General features: G+C 61.4%; 12 protein-coding genes. 6 read left to right on the top strand and 6 right to left on the bottom strand.

Annotated elements, in window-relative coordinates:
* Positions 1-112: 112 nt before the first annotated feature.
* The gene (locus MC269_RS09750; RefSeq protein ID WP_239952253.1) at positions 113-1,612 is read left to right on the top strand and encodes a YdgA family protein; all 1,500 of its coding nucleotides are present in this window, start codon (positions 113-115) and stop codon (positions 1,610-1,612) included.
* Positions 1,613-1,651: 39 nt separating this feature from the next.
* Here the strand turns inward: MC269_RS09750 and malI are convergent, their stop codons facing one another.
* Positions 1,652-2,683, bottom strand: a complete 1,032-nt coding sequence (gene malI, locus MC269_RS09755) for a Mal regulon transcriptional regulator MalI (RefSeq protein WP_239952254.1) — start codon at positions 2,681-2,683, stop codon at positions 1,652-1,654.
* Between the two features lie 181 nt (positions 2,684-2,864).
* On the opposite strand from malI, the gene malX reads away from it, so the two are divergent.
* From malX to add, 3 genes are all read left to right on the top strand, one after another.
* Entirely contained in the window at positions 2,865-4,448 is a 1,584-nt protein-coding gene (gene malX / locus MC269_RS09760) for a maltose/glucose-specific PTS transporter subunit IIBC (RefSeq protein ID WP_239952255.1), read from the top strand.
* Between the two features lie 5 nt (positions 4,449-4,453).
* Positions 4,454-5,635 (top strand): MalY/PatB family protein, encoded by a 1,182-nt coding sequence (locus MC269_RS09765; protein WP_239952256.1) that lies wholly within the window; start codon positions 4,454-4,456, stop codon positions 5,633-5,635.
* Positions 5,636-5,769: 134 nt separating this feature from the next.
* Positions 5,770-6,768: an adenosine deaminase gene (add, locus tag MC269_RS09770; RefSeq protein WP_239952257.1), complete on the top strand. Its 999-nt coding sequence runs from the start codon at positions 5,770-5,772 to the stop codon at positions 6,766-6,768.
* A gap of 224 nt (positions 6,769-6,992) precedes the next feature.
* Here the strand turns inward: add and MC269_RS09775 are convergent, their stop codons facing one another.
* The 5 genes from MC269_RS09775 to MC269_RS09795 all read right to left on the bottom strand — a co-directional run bounded on the left by MC269_RS09775 (position 6,993) and on the right by MC269_RS09795 (position 12,657).
* A complete protein-coding gene (locus MC269_RS09775; RefSeq protein WP_239952258.1) occupies positions 6,993-8,033 on the bottom strand; it encodes an oxidoreductase in 1,041 nt (346 codons plus the stop codon).
* 78 nt (positions 8,034-8,111) lie between these two features.
* Positions 8,112-9,029, bottom strand: a complete 918-nt coding sequence (gene araC / locus MC269_RS09780) for an arabinose operon transcriptional regulator AraC (RefSeq protein WP_081137440.1) — start codon at positions 9,027-9,029, stop codon at positions 8,112-8,114.
* Between the two features lie 61 nt (positions 9,030-9,090).
* Entirely contained in the window at positions 9,091-10,077 is a 987-nt protein-coding gene (gene araH / locus MC269_RS09785) for an L-arabinose ABC transporter permease AraH (RefSeq protein WP_239952259.1), read from the bottom strand.
* Between the two features lie 14 nt (positions 10,078-10,091).
* Entirely contained in the window at positions 10,092-11,612 is a 1,521-nt protein-coding gene (gene araG, locus MC269_RS09790; protein ID WP_239952260.1) for an L-arabinose ABC transporter ATP-binding protein AraG, read from the bottom strand.
* 61 nt (positions 11,613-11,673) lie between these two features.
* Entirely contained in the window at positions 11,674-12,657 is a 984-nt protein-coding gene (locus tag MC269_RS09795; protein ID WP_239952261.1) for an arabinose ABC transporter substrate-binding protein, read from the bottom strand.
* A 368-nt stretch (positions 12,658-13,025) separates the two neighbouring features.
* On the opposite strand from MC269_RS09795, the gene MC269_RS09800 reads away from it, so the two are divergent.
* The gene (locus MC269_RS09800) at positions 13,026-14,711 is read left to right on the top strand and encodes a ribulokinase (RefSeq protein ID WP_239952262.1); all 1,686 of its coding nucleotides are present in this window, start codon (positions 13,026-13,028) and stop codon (positions 14,709-14,711) included.
* A gap of 11 nt (positions 14,712-14,722) precedes the next feature.
* Positions 14,723-16,225 (top strand): L-arabinose isomerase, encoded by a 1,503-nt coding sequence (araA, locus tag MC269_RS09805; protein ID WP_081137426.1) that lies wholly within the window; start codon positions 14,723-14,725, stop codon positions 16,223-16,225.
* Positions 16,226-16,620: the final 395 nt, after the last annotated feature.

Here is a 16,620-nt window from a genome sequence, read left to right on the forward strand (position 1 = left end):
TAACTGCTATTATTTCAATCTATTAGATAAAAAACGCCTGCGGGCGTTTTTCTCTCCTCGCCGGGCGTCGGACAGCGGCGTAAGCGGACACAAGGATAAGGACGACTCAGCAATGAAAAAGACCAACGTTGCCGTAGGTGTGATTATCGCCCTGGGCGTAATCTGGACCGGCGCGGCATGGTTTACCGGTAAGCAGCTGGAAAGCCATATGGATGAACTGGTGCAGAACGCCAATACGCAGCTCAACGCCTGGGCGCCCAACAGCCGCCTTAAAGTGAGCTATCAGGATTATCAGCGCGGCGTGTTCAGCAGCAAAGCGAAGCTGGTGCTGCAGGCCAGCTCGCAGACCGAAGACAACGCGCTGCTGAAGCCGGGCCAGAGCATCGTCTTTAACGAAACCATCGATCATGGTCCTTTCCCGTTCGCGCAGCTGCGCCGCTTTACCCTGATCCCGAGCATGGCGTCGGTGCATAGCGAGCTGGAAAACACCGATGCGCTGAAAACCCTGTTCGCCCTGACCGACAACAAATCGCCGATCGACGCGGACACCCGCATCGGCTATAGCGGCGCCACCGACACCGCCCTGCGCTTTTTACCGCTGGATTACCAGAATGCGCAGAGCGGCCAGCGCGTCGCCACCAACGGCGGCACCCTGAACGTCAGCGCCGACAGCAAGGGCGATAAAGTCTCTCTCGACAGCGATATCGGCAGCATCGCCATAACCAGCAAAAACGAGATGGGTATGCCGGTGCTCTTTACCGCCAATGGCGTGAAGCTGAGCGGCAATACGCATCTGACGCCGGAAGGCGTGCGCATTGGCGATCAGAAAGTCGAGCTGGAAAAACTTAACGCCAGCGTCAACGGCAAAGAGGCGTTAACGCTGCAGAAGCTCAACGGCACCTCGTCGTTCGATAACAAGGCGGGCAAGATCAGCGGCGATATCGACTACCACGTCGATAACGTCCATCTGCAGAATAACGATTTTGGCGAAGCGAAGCTGAGCATGAAGCTGGCGCAGTTCGACGCCCAGGCGGTGAAGGCGTTCTCCGATAACTACAACGCCCAGATGCAGGATTTAATGAACCAGCAGGGTCTGGCCAACGATCCGATCCGCTATCAGGCCGGGGTCAACACCATCCTGATGAACAACCTGCCGACGCTGCTGAAAGGCGCGCCGTCAGTGAGCATCGCGCCGCTGAGCTGGAAGAACGGCAAAGGCGAGAGCACCTTCAACCTGACGGTTAACTTTAACGATCCGGCCACCGTCACCGGTCAGCCGCAAAACCTGGCCGGCATGGTGGATCGCGTGCTGAAGAATCTGTCGGGCAAGCTGGTGATCAATATGCCGATGGCGACCGAAGTGATGCGCAGCGTTGGCCTCGCCGAAGGCTATACCGGCGACGACGCGCAGAAGCTGGCGGATCAGCAGGTGAAAGGCCTGGCGGCGATGGGCCAGATGTTCCGTCTGACCCAGCAGCAGGACAACAATATTGTCACCAGCCTGCAGTACACCAACGGCCAGGTGAATATGAACGGCGATACGATGACGCTGGAGCAGTTTATGTCGCGCTATATGCTCGGCCTGCCTACCAGCGAGGGCATGCCGCAGTAAGCGGTATGGCGATAAAAAGCGACCCCAGGGTCGCTTTTTTTATGGGCCGTCGCCCGCGATCAGCGTCGGCGTAATAATCATATGCTGGCTGGCCGTTTCCGGCGCGCTAAGCCGCAGCAGCATGCGCGCCGCCGCGGCGCGCCCCATCTCACGCGCCGGGCTGCAGATAAAGGTCAGCGGCGGATCGCTCAGATTCGCCTGCAGCTCATCGCTAAATCCCACCAGCGCCGTCTGCTGCGCGTAGTAGCTGTCAACCGCGCCCTTGCCCAGCGTGCGGCCGCTGCGCAGCAGCGCGAAGTAGCTGCCCAGCGCGGTGGCGGCGTTGCTGGCGATAATCGCCGTCAGCCGGGGAAAACGCTGCAGCAGTCGCGTGGTCGCCTCGGCCGCCGCCTGCTGGCTCTCGTCGCACTCAATAATCCACTCCGGCTTAAACGGCAAACCGTACTGCAGCAGCGTGGCGCAGTAGCCGCCGATGCGCTCGGCGCGCGTCAGTGAGGCGCCGCTGCCGCCCAGCCAGGCGATATGCTGATGGCCCTGGCGGATAAGGTATTCCGTTGCCATCCGGGCGCCCAGCGCATTGTCCGGCCGCAGACTGTCGCTGCCCTCCAGATAGCTGGCGCGCGAGGCGCAGATCAGCGGCAGCCCGAGCTCGGCGGCGCGCGACGCCAGTGCGGCGCCATTGCCGGCGTCGCCGCCCAGCACCACGCCGTCGACGCCCTGCGCCACCAGCGACTCGAAGCAGCGCGTCAGATGCTGTCCCTGCGCGCCGCTCTGGGTCAGCACCAGCATCTTATCCTGTGCCTCCAGCGCCTCGCTGAGCCCGGCGGTCATCTCGGCGTAAAACCGCTGGCTGAGATCCCGCACAATTAAGCCGATGACGCCGCTGCTGCCACCGCGCAGCGCGGCCGCCGTGCGGTTGCGCACATAGCCTGACTGCTCGATAGCCTGGTTCACGCGCGCCGCCGTGGCGGGCGAGATGCGCCCCTTGCCGGAGAGCACCAGCGACACGGTGGTGACGGAAACGCCCGCCGCTTCGGCGACGTCGTTAATGGTGATTTTTTGCTGCGTCATAACGGGCGCCTGCGGAACAAAAGAGAATGCCCCTATCATATAAGTAAAACGTTTCACCTGCTGAATAAACTTAACTTCACCAGACGACACTGGCTTGTGACGAACCGCGCAATATCGAGTGATAAAACGTTTTATCATCTTTTCACCTGCTAAACCGCCTACTTCCTTTTCAGGAGAAAATATGTCTGCTCCGCTTCCTCGCCTGTCGCTCTGGGAGTTTTTTCAGAGCCTGGGCAAGACCTTTATGCTGCCCGTCGCTCTGCTCTCTTTTTGCGGCATTATGCTCGGCATCGGCAGCTCGCTCAGCAGCCGCGACGTGCTGACGCTGATCCCGCTGCTGGATCAGCCGCTGTTGCAGCATCTGTTTACCTGGATGGCGGCCACCGGCGCCTTCGCCTTTCGCTTTCTGCCGGTGATGTTCGCTATCGCCATTCCCCTCGGCATGGCGCGCGAGAATAAAGGCGTCGCCGCCTTTGCCGGTTTCGTCGGCTATACGGTGATGAACCTCAGCAGCAACTTCTGGTTAACCATGAAGGGGATTTTGCCCACCGGCGACGCCGCGCTGCTGAAGGCGAACAATGTGCAGTCGGTGCTGGGCATTCAGGCGATCGACACCGGTATTCTTGGCGCCGTGATTGTCGGCGTGGTGGTGTTCTGGCTGCATGAGCGCTTTCACACTATTCGGCTGCCGGACGCGCTGGCGTTTTTCGGCGGCACGCGCTTTGTCCCTATTATTACTCTGCTGGTCACCGGACTACTCGGCCTTGCGGTGCCGCTGATCTGGCCTTTTTTCGCGCGCGGCATTGCGGGCCTCGGCTGGATGATCAACGGCGCGGGCGACCTCGGCCCGATGCTGTTCGGCACCGGCGAACGTTTGCTGCTGCCCTTTGGACTGCAGCATATTCTGGTGGCGATTATTCGCTTCACCGATGCGGGCGGCACGATGGAAGTGTGCGGCAAAAGCGTCAGCGGCGCGCTGACCATATTCCAGGCGCAGCTCGCCTGCCCGGAGGTTCAGGGCTTCTCAGAGAGCGCCACCCGCTTTCTCTCCCAGGGAAAAATGCCCGCGTTTCTCGGCGGTCTGCCTGGCGCGGCGCTGGCAATCTATCACTGCGCCAGGCCGGAGAATCGCCACAAGATCAAAGGCCTGCTGATTTCCGGCGTGGTGGCCTGCGTGGTGGGCGGCACCACCGAACCGATTGAATTCCTGTTCCTGTTCGTGGCGCCCGTGCTCTATCTGCTGCATGCGCTGCTCACCGGGCTGGGCTTTACGCTGATGGCAGTGCTGGGCGTCACCATCGGCAACACCGACGGCAACATTATCGATTTTGTGGTGTTTGGCATGCTGCACGGTTTGGCGACCAAATGGTACTGGGTGCCCGTCGCCGCCGCGATCTGGTTTGCCGGTTACTATGCGCTGTTTCGCTTCGCCATTGTCCGCTTCAATATCGCCACGCCAGGGCGCGAGCAAGAGAGCGGCGTGGAGCGGCAGGTGAGCCGCGCCGGCGCGGGCAAATCGGGCTATAGCGCGCCCGCTATCCTCGACGCGCTGGGCGGCGTGGAGAATATCAGTTCGCTGGATAACTGCCTGACCCGCCTGCGTCTGCGCATCGTTGATATGAGCAAGGTCAATGACGCCGCGCTGAAGGCCAACGGCGCCATCGGCGTGGTGCACCTTAGCCCGGTGACGCTGCAGGTGGTGATTGGACCGCAGGTGCAGTCCGTTAAAGAAGAGCTGGCGTCGCTGATGAATGTGACGGTGTAACTGATATGACGAAACTTTTTGATTTTGACCAGGTTATCGACCGCCGCGGCAGCTACTGCACTCAGTGGGATTTTGTCGCCGATCGCTTTGGTGCGCCCGATCTGCTGCCCTTTACCATTTCAGATATGGATTTCGCCGTGGCGCCCGCCATTCGCGCGGCGCTGCAGCAGCGCATCGACCACGGCGTGTTCGGCTACAGCCGCTGGCAGCATAGCGACTTTCTCTCGGCAATCTGCCACTGGATGCAGACACGTTTTAACGCCACGCTGGATGAGAGCACGCTGGTATACGCGCCGTCCGTGATCGCTATGGTGGCGCAGATGTTGTATTGCTGGACCGAACCCGGGGACGAAGTGGTGATCCATACGCCCGCCTATGATGCGTTTTATACCTTGTTGACAGCCAGTCAACGGCACATTTTACCGCAGCCGCTGCAGCGCGATATTCGCGGCTGGCGCTGCGATATGCAGGCGCTGGAACACCAGCTTGCCCGGCCTGGCTGCAAAGTGATGCTGCTCTGCAGCCCGCATAATCCCACGGGCAAAGTCTGGACGCACGACGAACTGACGCAGATGGCGGCGCTGTGCGAGCGTTACCAGGTGCGAGTGATCAGCGATGAGATCCATATGGATATGGTGATGGATGAGGCTGTGCATCTGCCCTGGAGCGAGGTGGCGCGCAGCGACTGGGCGCTGTTCTCCTCCGCGTCCAAGAGCTTTAATATTCCCGCGCTGACTGGTGCATGGGGGATTATCCCACATGCAGGAGATCGCCACGCCTTTTTAAGGCAGTTGAAGGCGAACGGCCTCTCATCGCCTGCAGTGCTCGCCGTGGCAGCGCATATCGCCGCCTACCGCAACGGCGCGCCCTGGCTCGACGCCCTGCGCGCCTACCTGCAGGCGAATATGCATTTTATCGCCCAGCGGCTTAACGCCGCCTTTCCGGCGCTCGACTGGCAGCCGCCGCAGGCGACCTACCTGGCGTGGCTCGATCTTAACCCGCTCGGCGTCGACGAGACGGCGCTGCAGCAGCAGCTTATCCGCCAGCAGAAAGTGGCGATGATGCCGGGCTCAACCTATGGCGACGCAAGCCGGGGATTTTTGCGCCTGAACGCCGGCTGTCCGCGCAGCAAGCTGGAGGATGGCGTGCATCGCCTGATCGCAGCGCTGCACGCGCTCGGGGTGTGAAAACGGGCGGCTGAGCAGCCGCCCTGTCGCTTACTATGCCAGCAGATGCGCCGCAGGTTGCGCAAAGGACTCGCTATGTTGCGCAAGATGTTTCTATAATGGTCTGCACTTTTATCCCTGTCAGAGAGTGCAGCATGTTCGATCCCAGCCTTCCCGTTACCGATATTCATCGCCATCTTGACGGCAACATTCGCGCGCAAACCATTCTGGATTTAGGCCGCCAGTTTAACCTCGCCCTGCCCGCCGCTACGCTGGAATCGCTGCGCCCGCACGTTCAGGTGGTGGAAAACCAGCCCGACCTGGTGAGCTTCCTGAATAAGCTCGACTGGGGCGTCAAAGTGCTGGGGGATCTCGACGCCTGTCGCCGCATCGCGCTGGAAAACGTAGAAGATGCGGCACGCGCCGGCATTCACTACGCCGAGCTGCGCTTTTCGCCGGGCTATATGGCGATGAACCACAATCTGCCGGTGGCGGGCGTGGTTGAGGCGGTCATCGACGGGATCAAAGCGGGCTGCCAGAAATATAACGTCGACGTGCGTCTGATCGGCATCATGAGCCGCACCTTCGGCGACGAAGCCTGCCTGCGCGAGCTGGAAGGCCTGCTGGCGCACCGCGATCATATTACCGCCGTCGATCTGGCGGGCGACGAGTTAGGCTTCCCCGGCAGCGAGTTCCTCAGCCACTTTACCCAGGCGCGCGACGCCGGGTTCCGCGTGACGGTGCATGCGGGCGAAGCGGCCGGTCCGGAGAGCATCTGGCAGGCGATCCGCGAGCTGGGCGCCGAGCGTATCGGCCACGGCGTGAAGGCGATTGAAGACCGCGCGCTGATGGATTTTCTGGCCGAGCACCGCATCGGCATCGAATCCTGTCTGACCTCCAATATCCAGACCAGCACCGTCTCTTCGCTGGCGCACCATCCGCTGAAACAGTTCCTTGAGCACGGCATCCTCGCCACCATCAATACCGACGATCCGGCGGTTCAGGGCATTGAGCTGGCGCACGAGTATCAGCACGCCGCGCCTGCCGCCGGGCTGAGCGCCGCGCAGATGCGCCAGGCGCAGGAAAACGGTTTAGCCATCGCCTTCCTGAGCGACGCTGAAAAAATCGCCATCCGCAATAAAGTGCAGGCGTAAAAAAGGCCGCGAAAGCGGCCTGAGGTTGTCAGTAATGTGCTGACGCGGGTGACATGGCCCGATCGCAAAGACGCAAAAATGCCATCCATGGCGGCTCGGCCCGCGCAGTCCCTTGCGCGGGACGCTTTGCTCTTCGGTCCATGTCACCCACGTTTTGAGTTTCCAGCCGTCTGAGATCGAGCGACGACATGACATAAAGGACTCAATGTGCAGCTAAATTTAATTTACTTCAGCGACAGCGTCTGGCGCTTCTCCGCCGACTGCAGCCCCAGCTCAATCAGCTCCATCACCTGAATCGCCTCTTGTGCCGTGACCGGATTGCTGCCGCGTCCGCTAATGGCGTCGCGCACCGCCGCATAGTAGGCGGGATAGTTGCCTGGCTGCGTCATCAGCGTCTCTTCTTTCACGCCGTCGCCTTCCGCCAGCGTCAGCACGCCGTCGCGCATGTCATAGCCCCACTCTTCGCCCGGCGGAAAATCGCCCGCTTTCAGCCGATCCTCCTGCGGATCCAGACCGTACTTCACGTAGCTGCCGCGCGTGCCGTGCACCACGTAGCGCGGCGACTCGGCGGCCACCAGCATGCTGGCGTGCAGCACCACGCGGCGCTGTGGATAGGTCAGCGTGGCGTGGAAGTAGTCGGTGGTCTGCGCGCCCGGACGCATCTCCGCCATATCGACGTTGATGGCCACCGGCGCGCCGAAAAGCTGCAGCGCCTGATCGAGCAGATGCGGCCCCAGATCGTACCAGATGCCGCTGCCTGCGCCCTTCATCTCGCGCCAGCGCTGACGCACTTCAGGACGGAAACGGTCGAAATGGGATTCGAAATAGCGCACCTCGCCCAGCGTGCCATCGTTCAGCAGCTGCTTGAGGGTCAGGAAGTCGCTGTCCCAGCGGCGGTTATGGAACACGGAAAGCAGCAGACCTTTGGCTTTCGCCAGCGCCTCCAGCTCGCGTGCCTGTGACAACGTCACGGTAAACGGTTTGTCCACCACCACATGCTTACCGGCATTCAGCGCCGCCTTGGCCAGCGGGAAATGGGTATCGTTCGGCGTCGGGATGACGATCAGCTGCAGAGAGGGATCCTCCAGCAGCGCCTGCGGGTCGGCCACCACCTTTACCTGCGGCCAGTCGGCGTGCACTTTCGCTTCGTCGCTACTGGAGATAGCGGCCAGCTCGACATCGGGCGTGCCCGCAATCAGCGGCGCGTGAAACGTCTTACTGGCGAAGCCATACCCTATCAATCCAACACGAAGTTTGTCGCTCATTATCACTCCTCTTATTCGCATACCCGACTGATTTAAGACCATTGCGTCGGTTAGAACAAGCGGGAATCCCCCGAAAAATCAGGAGATAGCACTCTGCGCCATTGGCCAGGGCGTTTCGGCGATCAGGCTGTCCTGCGCATCCTGGTTGCGGCGGCGGAAATCGCTGGGGCTGACGCCGACGCGCTTGCGGAACACGCGCGAAAAGTAGAGCTGGTCGTCGTAGCCGACTTCGCGTCCGACGCTGGCAATCGGCTCCTGGGTGGTTTGCAGCAGCAGCTTGGCGCGGATCACGCGCTGGTCTTCGCGCCAGCGCAGCAGATTCACCCCCATCTGTTCGCGAAACAGGTGCGCCAGCCGCGACGGTGACAAACAGACGTGGCGCGCCACCTCTTCGATTTTCACCTCGCTGGCGAGATGGTTGGTGACGTACTGACAGGCTTCGATAATGCGCGGATCGCGCACCTGCTGATGGCTGCGCGGATCTTCCTCTACCGCGCGCAGCAGCAGACGCTCCAGCAGGTTCATCGCCAGCTCCTCGGCAAAGCGGCGACCCGAGTTGTGGGTCTGCTCGATGCTGGCGAACAGCCGGTCGAACTCGGCACGCAGCGTCTCGTTAAGATGCAGCCGGCCTACGCCCTCGCGCGCGTCCTGCCACTGCAGCCAGTCGTTCCAGTAGGCGCGCGGCCGAAAATAAACCCAGCGGTGATGCCATTCGGGGCTGTCCGACGCGCGTCCATAGTAGTGCGGGGTTTTCGGCTGAAACAGCAGCATATCGCCCGGCAGGCAGTCGAAGCCGTTTTCGCCGTCGAACACGCGCCCTTTGCCTTTAATGGTGAGGTTAAGAATAAAGCCTTTCATGCCGTGGGGACGGTCGATAAAAAAGTCGAGCGGCCCATCGGCCGTCACAGGGGTCAGCCCGGCGACCAGCCAGGCGTTAAAGGGATAACCAGGCAACAGAGGATTTTGCTGCGCCGCTGTGGATTCACGGTGGTACATAACGTCCTCACTTAGTCGGGATTGAGCAGAGCGCGGCGCCTGAGCGCCGCCTCTTTTGCCGTCAGGCTTTATGCTTCTGTTTGTAGCGGTCGAAAATCACCGCCGCTAACAGTATCAGACCACGCACAACGTACTGTGAGAATGGCGAGATATTCAGTAAATTCATCGCATTTTCAACGGTGCCGAGGATCAGCACCCCTGCGACCACGTAGGAAATCTTGCCGATGCCGCCCTTCAGCGAGACGCCGCCCAGCACGCAGGCGGAGATCACCACCAGCTCATAGCCCAGTGAAGTCATCGGCTGACCGCTGGTCATGCGCGAGGCGAGAATAATGCCCGCCGCCGCCGACACCAGCCCGGAGAGAATAAAGATAATGATGCGGGTGCGCACCACCGGCACGCCCGCCAGCCGCGCCGCCTCTTCATTGCCGCCGATCGCCAGCGTGTTGCGGCCAAAGGTGGTTTTATTCAGCAGGAAGCCAAAGATCAGCATGGTGGCAATAGTGAGCCAGATAGGCGCGGGCACGCCGAGCCAGTTGGCGAAGCCGAGGGTAAAGAAGCGCTCATCTTCAATGCCGACCGCCTTGCCGTCGGAAAAGATATAGGCCAGGCCGCGCACGATCTGCATCGTCGCCAGCGTGGTGATCAGGGCGTTGATTTTCAGCCGCGCGATAACAAAGCCGTTGACGAAGCCGGTGGCGACGCCGATCAGCAGGCCGGCGAAGACGCCGATCCACAGGCTTTCGGTCATATTGATCACCACCGCGGCGACCACGCCGGCGCAGGCAATCACCGAGGCGACCGACAGGTCGAAATCGCCGGAGGCGAGGCAGAACAGCATGCCGCACGCCACCATGCCCGACATCGACATCGCCAGGCCCAGCCCTTTCATATTGATAAAGGAGCCGAAGTTAGGCACGAACAGGGCGCAGGCGACAAACAGCAGCGCGAACACCACCAGCATGCCGAAATTGTCCCAGATGCGCCCAAAGCGCAGCCCGCTGCGCTGCTGCACCGGCGGCGTACCTGAAGTTGTGGATGAAGACATAATATTTTCCTCTGTCAGGCCACAGCGGCCGCTTGGGTGGTTTTAGGCATCGCCAGGCTCAGCGTCTGCTGCTCCGTGGCGTCGTCATGCAGCAGTTCGCCGGCGATGGCGCCTTCGCGCATCACCACGATGCGGTCGGCCAGGCCCATCACCTCCGGCAGATCGCTGGAGGCGAACAGCACCGCGATGCCTTTGCTCGCCAGCTGATAGATCAGGTTGTAGATTTCATGCTTCGCGCCGACGTCGATACCGCGCGTCGGTTCATCCAGCAGGATCACCTTCATCTCTTCCGACAGCCAGCGGCCGAGAATCGCCTTCTGCTGATTGCCGCCGGAGAGATTCATGATCAGCTGCTCGGCGTGCGGCGTTTTGATATTGAGCGAGCGAATATGGCTGTCGGCGTTGCGCGTTTCCCACTGATTTTTGATCAGGCAGCCGGCGGTGAGGTTGTGACGCCGCGCGCTGATGTTGATATTGTCGCGCACCGAGTGCACCGGGATGATCCCTTCGGCTTTACGATCTTCCGGGCAGAGCATCACGCCGGCGCGGATGGCGTCGATCGGCTCGCGCAGCTTCAGCACCTCACCATCCAGCAGAATGCGGCCGCCGCGCAGTCGCGTGGCGCCAAATACCCCTTTCATCAGTTCGCTGCGCCCGGCGCCCACCAGCCCGAACAGGCCGACAATTTCCCCGGCGCGCACCTCAAGCGAAATCGGCTCGCGCACGCCCTTCGCCTCGACCTTCTCCAGCACCAGACGCACCGGCCCGTGCGGACGCGGCGTATAGCCGTAGATGTCGCCGAGGTTGCGTCCCACCATCGCCTGCACCAGATCGTCGTGATGGGTATTGGCCATATCGGTAAAGGTGCGCACGTAGCGGCCATCCTTGAATACGGTAATGGCGTCGCTCAGGGCGAAGATCTCCTCCATGCGGTGCGAGACGTAGAGCACCACGCGTCCCTCCGCGCGCAGCTGGCGGATGACGCGGAACAGGTTCTCGATTTCACGCGCCGACAGCGAGCTGGTCGGCTCATCGAAGGCGATAATGCGCGCGTTGCGCGCCAGCGCCTTGGCGATCTCCACCATCTGCCACTGGCCAAGAGAGAGATATTTCAGCGGCATATCGGGATCGATATCCATGCCGAGATTTTTCAGCTGCAGCCCCGCTTCGTAGCGCAGCAGCTTGCGGTTCACCAGCCCACGCCGGTGCGGGATCTGGCCGAGGTAGATGTTCTCCGCCACGCTCATCTCCGGCACCAGATGCAGCTCCTGGTAGATGATGGCGACGCCGGCGTCCAGCGCCTCGCCGGTATGCTGAAAGCTTACCGGCTCGCCTTTGATGCGGATTTCGCCGCCGCTCGGCTGATAGCTGCCGCTGAGAATTTTCAGCAGCGTCGATTTGCCCGCGCCGTTCTCGCCCATCAGGGCGTGCACTTCACCGCCGCGGCAGTCAAATGAGATATCCTGCAGCGCCTTGACGCCGGGAAAGGTTTTGCTGATGCCATGAAACGACATAAAGGTTGGCTCGCTATTCATGGTAACTCCTCTGGTTTACCGTAAAGGTGCCGCCGCGCAGGCGGCGGCACGGTACGCGGGTTTACATCAACCCTTTCTTCGCCAGTTCGGTTTTGAAGTTATCGCGGGTAATCAGCACCACGTCGGTGACTTCGGTAAATTTCGGCGGCTCAGCCCCTTTGCTCACCCATTCGTAGAGCATCTGGCTGCTCTTGTAGCCGTGCACGTCCGGGCTCGGCAGCAGCGATCCGTAGAAGCCGGTCGCCTTGTCCTTTGAGAGTTCGCTGATGGCGTCGACGCCGTTGATGCCGATGCCGATCACGTCCGCCGCCTTAAAGCCCTGGCCTTCGGTGGCGCGCACGCCGCCCAGCACGGTGTTGTCATTCATGCCGACGATCAGCCAGTGTTTCACTTCCGGATGCTGCACCAGCAGCGAGTTGCCGGCGTCAAACGCGCCGGGGATATCGTTAGATTTGGTCGGCACCTGATAAATCTGCGCCGCCGGGAAGCCGGCCGCTTTCAGCGCATCCATCGATCCGCCGGTGCGGCGGCGGGCGGTATCCAGCTCGTTGGCGGTAATCGCCATCACGCCGGTCTCTTTAGCGTTCCAGCCGCGCTTCTGCATCTCTTTATAGAGTTCCTGCCCCTGACGCTCGCCGATTTTGGTGGCGGCCATCATCACCAGCGGCACGCTCTCCATCGGTTTGCCTTTGGCGTTAACGAACTGGTCGTCAACGGCGATCACCTTCAGGTCGTAGCCGCGCGCCTTGGCAACGATAGCGGAGCCGAGTTTAGGATCGGGGGTGCAGATCACGAAGCCCTTCGCGCCGCTCGCGGCCAGGCTGTCGATGGCGTTAAGGGTTTTCTCGCCGTCGGGAATGGCGATTTTGATCACTTCAAAGCCTAAATCCTTGCCGGCCTTGTCCGCGAATTTCCACTCGGTCTGGAACCAGGGTTCTTCGGGCTGCTTGACGAGAAATCCCAGCTTCATGGTGTCGGCGATAGCGGAATGTGACATAACCGCTGCCAGGCCGATGGCCGCGAACGCTTTAGTGAATTTATGCATGATGCTCTCCGGAGCCAGGGTGTTTTTCCCTGCTGTTAACGAATCGGTGTAAACGCTACCAGTTAATTTTCTTTTTTGGGTACAGATGAAAATCAGCGCGTTAGAACGGCGAATGAGTAAAGCCTGTGCAAACGCTGGGCTAGTTGTAGCGGGAAAGCAGATGAAAAATGTAGAGCGGTATCACACCCTGAAATCACGGCAAAATGTTCCATATATTCAGCAATTTTAACCGACCGGCAACTTTTGCCGGCGATCACAAAATCGCTGCTGATGGCAGAAAAGTGCATATTCTCAGCCATCGGTGATTAACGTTTCCGCCGCCGTCGCCACAGGATGGAAGGACGATTATTGATAACAGGAGATTTCTGATGCGTGCTGGAGCCATCACTCTGGGCCTCGACTTTGGCAGTGATTCGGTGCGTGCGCTGGCGGTGGACTGCAGCAGCGGTAGCGAGCTGCAAACCGCCGTGGTGAACTACTCGCGCTGGCAGCAGGGTTTGTACAGCGATCCCCACGCCAACCGTTTTCGTCATCATCCGCTCGACTATATTGAGGCGATGGAAAAGGCACTGCTGGGCGTGCTTGACGCGCTGACGCCGGATCAACGTGACAACGTCACGGGAATCGGCGTCGATACCACCGGCTCTACGCCCGCGCCCATCGACCGCGACGGCAACGTGCTGGCGCTGCGTCCCGACTTTGCCGACAACCCCAACGCCATGTTCGTGCTGTGGAAAGATCACACCGCGATTGAAGAGGCTGAGGCGATTAATCAGCTCTGCCGCAGCGGCCGCTTTACCGACTACAGCCGCTATATCGGCGGCATCTACTCGTCTGAGTGGTTCTGGGCCAAAATTCTGCACGTTTCCCGCGCCGACGCCGCGGTGCGCGACGCCGCCGTCTCCTGGGTGGAGCTGTGCGACTGGGTGCCGGCGCTGCTGAGCGGCACCACCGCGCCCGCCAGCCTGCGCCGTAGCCGCTGCGCCGCGGGCCATAAGGCGCTCTGGCACCCTGAATGGCAGGGTCTGCCCGATGTCGATTTCCTCAACGCGCTCGACCCGCTGCTGACCCAGCAGCTCGACTCGCCGCTGTTCCACGACACCTGGACCGCCGATATCCCGGTCGGCACCCTGAGCGCGGAATGGGCGCAGCGGCTCGGCCTGACGCAGAGCGTCACTATCGCCGGCGGCGCGTTCGACTGCCATATGGGCGCGGTGGGTGCCGGCGCGCAGCCCTATACGCTGGTCAAAGTGATCGGCACCTCGACCTGCGACATCCTGATTGCCGACGCGCAGCGCGTGGGCGATCGCGCCATCAGCGGTATCTGCGGCCAGGTCGACGGCAGCGTGATGCCGGGCGCGATTGGCTGCGAAGCGGGCCAGTCGGCGTTCGGCGATATCTACGCCTGGTTTAGCCGCCTGCTCGGCTGGCCGCTGCAGCAGGCGGCGGCGCAGCATCCGGAGCTTCAGCCGCAGCTGGCGGAGATGCAGCGTAACCTGCTGCGTCAGCTGACCGAGGCCTGGGCCGCCGATCCGCAGCTCGATCATCTGCCGGTGGTGCTCGACTGGTTTAACGGCCGCCGCACCCCAAACGCCAACCAGCGCCTGAAGGGGGTGATCACCGACCTTAATCTCGGCACCGACGCCCCGGCGCTGTTCGGCGGCCTGATTGCCGCCACCGCCTTTGGCGCGCGCGCCATTATGGAGTGCTTCGAACAGCAGCAAATCCCGGTGGAGAACATCCTGACGCTGGGCGGCATCGCGCGCAAATCCCCTGCCATCATGCAGGCGTGCTGCGACGTGATGAACCGCCCGCTCGATATCGTCGCCTCTGACGAGTGCTGCGCGCTGGGCGCGGCGATCTTCGCCGCCGTCGCCGCCGGCGTCTACGCCTCGGTGCCCGAGGCGCAAAAAGCCATGGCCAGTCCGGTCGCCGTCACGCTACAGCCTGATGCCGCGCGCGTCGCGCGCTATCAGCAGCTTTACGAACGTTATCAACTCTGGTGCGCGGCGGCCGAGCCGCAGTATGCGTCGCGCCCCGCCAACACTCATTAAGGAGCAGGTTTATGGATCAGTACAACGCGCACAGCGTATGGTTTGTGATTGGCACCCAGCATCTTTACGGCGCGGAAACCCTGCGTCAGGTGGAAGATCACGCCCGCCAGGTGGTGGAAGGCCTGAACGCCTCTTCCGCCTTGCCGTTAAAGCTTATCGTCAAGCCGCTGGTGAAGTCGCCGGATGAAGCGCTGGCGCTCTGCCGCGACGCCAGTCATGACGATAGCTGCGTCGGCATCATCACCTGGCTGCACACCTTCTCGCCCGCCAAAATGTGGATCGGCGGGCTGAACGTGCTGAACAAGCCGCTGCTGCAGTTCCATACCCAGTTTAACGCGGAGATCCCGTGGGACAGCATGGATATGGACTTTATGAACCTGAATCAGACCGCGCACGGCGGCCGCGAGTTCGGCTTTATCGGCGCGCGCATGGGGCTGCAGCACAGCGTGGTGACCGGCCACTGGCAGGATCCGGCCAGCCAGCAGCGCATCGGCAACTGGATGCGCGCCGCGTTCGCGAAGCAGGCCAGTCAGCAGCTGAAAGTGGCGCGCTTTGGCGACAATATGCGCGAAGTAGCAGTGACCGAAGGGGATAAAGTCGCGGCGCAGATCCAGTTTGGCTATTCGGTCAACGGCTGGGGCGTCGGCGATCTGGTCGAGGTGATCAATCAGGTCGGCGACGGCGAGGTCAACGCGCTGATCGATGAGTATGAAAGCCTCTATCGCTTTAGCGAGGTGGCGGCGAGCGGCGGCGAGAAGCGCCAGAACGTGCTGGATGCGGCGCGTATCGAGATCGGCATTAAGCGCTTCCTCGACAGCGAGGGCTGCAAAGCCTTTACCACCAACTTCCAGACGCTGCACGGCATGACGCAGCTTCCCGGACTGGCGGTGCAGCGCCTGATGGGCCAGGGCTACGGTTTCGCCGGCGAAGGCGACTGGAAAACCGCCGCGCTGCTGCGCATTTTTAAAGTGCTGGCGGGCGACCGTCCGGGCGGCACCTCCTTTATGGAGGATTACACCTATCACTTCTCCCCAGGCAACGACCTGGTGTTAGGGTCGCATATGCTGGAGGTCTGCCCCTCCATCGCCAAAGAGGAGAAGCCGCTGATCGACGTGCAGTTCCTTGGCATCGGCGGCAAAGCCGATCCGGCGCGCCTGATTTTCTCCACCCCGGCCGGACGCGCGGTGAACGCCAGCGTGATCGATATGGGCGACCGTTTCCGCCTGCTGGTGAACGTGGTAGATGCGATTGAGCAGCCGAAGCCGCTGCCGAAGCTGCCGGTGGCGCGCGCGCTGTGGCGCGCCCAGCCGTCGCTGGCCACCGCCTCGGAGGCCTGGATTCTGGCGGGCGGCGCGCACCATACGGTGTTTAGCCAGGCGCTGACGCTGGAGGATATGTATCTGTACGGCGAGATGAACGACATTGAAGTGCTGGTGATTGACGAGCACACGCGGCTGCCGGCGTTTAAAGATGCGCTGCGCTGGAATGAGGTGTATTACCGCTCGAAACGCTAAGTTCTAGTCTGAGAGAAATCAGCGCCGGTTTATCAAAGACGACGCTGTCAGGATAAAACCGAGCTGCCCAGTCGGGAAGATGGGCAGTTCCGTGAAGTCGGCGTAAATCCATCCCTGGAGCCTCGGCCTCGCCTTACTCGCCCCATCCCTGGGGCTCGCCCGCAAGCGGGCCAACGCTACGCGTTATTCAAAAACGCTCCCGGCGTTTTTGTCCATGGCTCGGACGCTTCACTCCACTGCCCATCCTCCCTCCTTCATGAACCTCTGTGCGGTTTGCCTAACAGCCATAAAAATGCCCATACGTGGAAGGGGGTTCTGCCCGAAGAGCAAAGCGTCCGAGCCAGGATGGCGAGGCCGATCCGCATGGATGCGGGAATCCTTTGCGATCGGGCAGA

The organism is Pantoea sp. Z09 (genome assembly GCF_022394795.1).
Classification (GTDB): Bacteria; Pseudomonadota; Gammaproteobacteria; order Enterobacterales; family Enterobacteriaceae; genus Pantoea; species Pantoea latae.